The 2,184-nt window shown below is 45.5% G+C and carries 2 protein-coding genes; both read left to right on the top strand.

Annotated features, from left to right (window positions below):
* Nucleotides 1-1,639, top strand: a 1,639-nt coding sequence (locus VK541_RS10990; RefSeq protein WP_324369967.1) for a tetratricopeptide repeat-containing sensor histidine kinase, incomplete at its 5' end; no start/stop codon positions are given.
* A gap of 36 nt (nt 1,640-1,675) precedes the next feature.
* Nucleotides 1,676-2,068, top strand: a complete 393-nt coding sequence (locus VK541_RS10985; RefSeq protein ID WP_324369965.1) for a hypothetical protein — start codon at nt 1,676-1,678, stop codon at nt 2,066-2,068.
* Nucleotides 2,069-2,184: the final 116 nt, after the last annotated feature.

The following is a 2,184-nucleotide window of genomic DNA, read 5'->3' as shown; positions in this document are numbered from 1 at the left end:
TTTGAACAAAGACAGGCAGGCCCGCACTCCTTACGGCGAGGCGGGAGACTTGTCCAGTATCGCCACAATCTATTTATACCAGTCCAATATGCCCCAGGCATTGAACTATTACCAGCAGTCAGCTAAAATTCTAAAGAGCATCCCTGAGAAAGACCCCAAGAACTACAAGGACAGAAAAAGAGACGAAGCAGCGATCTACAGCAATATTGGACTGGTGTACATTGAAACCGGAGAATATCCAAAAGCAGTAGCACATTTCGAAAAAGCCATCGCTTCGCACTTAAAACAACAAAACAAACTTGGAACCATACCCGCCCTCGGTAATATTGCCAATGTCTACAGCAGAGAGAAAAACTATACCAAAGCCATATTATATGCAGACAGCGCCACAAAACTGGCCGACGCTCTTGGAGACAAGATGAGTTATGCCCGAGAAACCGGAAACCTTTCCGGCTATTACAGCAGCATCGGAAAATACGATCAGGCACTGCGTTATGGCCTGAGGGCAGTCGAATTGAATAAAACATTGGGCAATACCAAAAGTGTGGGCTTTAACCTGCAGAATGTATCCTCAGCCTACGCCAAAAAAGGAAATACAGGACAGGCAAAACAATACGGACTGGCTTCCCTGAAAATCGGTCAGGATTTAAAGATACCTGAGATACAAAGAGATGCCAGCTCAGGATTAAGCGAAATATACGAAGCGCTGAAGATGCCTGACAGCGCACTGTTCTATTATAAAACGGCCGCCCAGCTCAAAGACAGCATCAACAACAGCAAAAAAAGAGATGAAATTGCCAGACTGAGTATTCAATATGAATTTGATAAGAAAGAAAACGATTACAAACAACAGCAGGTGCTTTCCGATGAGCAGTTGAAACGACAGCGCTTATACGCAGTTTTAGCGGTTGTAGTACTCATATCCATCCTCTTGTTTATGTACAACAAATACCGGATCAGGCAACTACGGTTCAAAAGCACCCTGCAGCAGCAGCTGTCAGAAAGCGAACTGAAAGCGATCCGTTCCCAGATGAACCCCCATTTTATCTTCAACGTGCTCAATTCCATTGAGTCGTACATCATGGACAACGATAAAAAGATCGCCTCCCGGCTGATCCAAAAGTTTGCAGCACTGAGCAGGCTGATCCTGGAAAACTCAACCAGGAGCCTGGTGATCGCAGAAAGGGAGTGGAAGGCCATGAAGCTGTATACAGAACTGGAAGCCATGCGGTACAGCAATGCATTCAGCTATGAATTTAAACTCGATGAAAGCATTGAACTGAAGGACCTGTTGCTGCCGCCCATGCTGGTGCAGCCCCTGATAGAGAATGCGATATTACATGGATTGATCGTAGAACCGAAGCCAGAAGCACATTTGATCATCAGCCTGGAAAGAAACCAATCCGGCATCTGCGTGACCGTGACCGATAACGGCGTCGGATTCGGAAACGGACAAACGCCTAAAAGCACATTTCAGAAAGGGGTAAAAGAGAAATCCATGGGACTAGAATCCATCAGAGAAAGGATAGCGATGATCAACAAACAAAGTCCGGCAAATAAAGCCAGTTTTAGCATTAAACCCGGCGAACAGGGCATTGGCACAATAGCAGTCATTTGTTTGCCAGTCAATTTGCCCTGAGTCCCGTAGCGATCACTCCATAAGCTTCTTATTCGCTTGATACTCACCGTGGGTGTGATACCGGTAGCCTTCTATTTTCCCGATGCTAAACCCCTGTTCTATGACGAGACTGTATGTGAGAAACTGGATTTTGTCAGCGTGCACCTATACCCTAAAACTGGTGAGGTGGAAAAAGCACTAAAAGGCCTCAGTTTTTATGAAATCGGAAAGCCGCTCATCGTAGAAGAAATATTTCCTCTCGAATACACGACCGCAGACCTGGATTCATTTGTCGCTCAATCCGGCAAATATACCGATGGCTGGATTGGCTTTTACTGGGGTGCTACCCTTCAAGATAACCGCAGGAATAAAGCCGCCAGTCCTTACATGATTCCCTGGCTGGAATATTTTAAAAAGAAATCATCTGAATTGATAACAGCAGCGCCCTGATAGGCAATGTGATGTTTTTCATTTTGGCAATTGACATCAGTTCCTTTTTCCTGGGCGAGTTTACCGAATTCTACTTCAGCCATCCCACCCACAGCAGCTTTGTTGGCAAAATCGAT

It is taken from the genome of Pedobacter sp. (assembly GCF_035317785.1).
In the GTDB taxonomy this organism is placed as follows: domain Bacteria; phylum Bacteroidota; class Bacteroidia; order Sphingobacteriales; family Sphingobacteriaceae; genus Pedobacter.
This window is presented reverse-complemented; position numbering and strand designations above follow the sequence as displayed.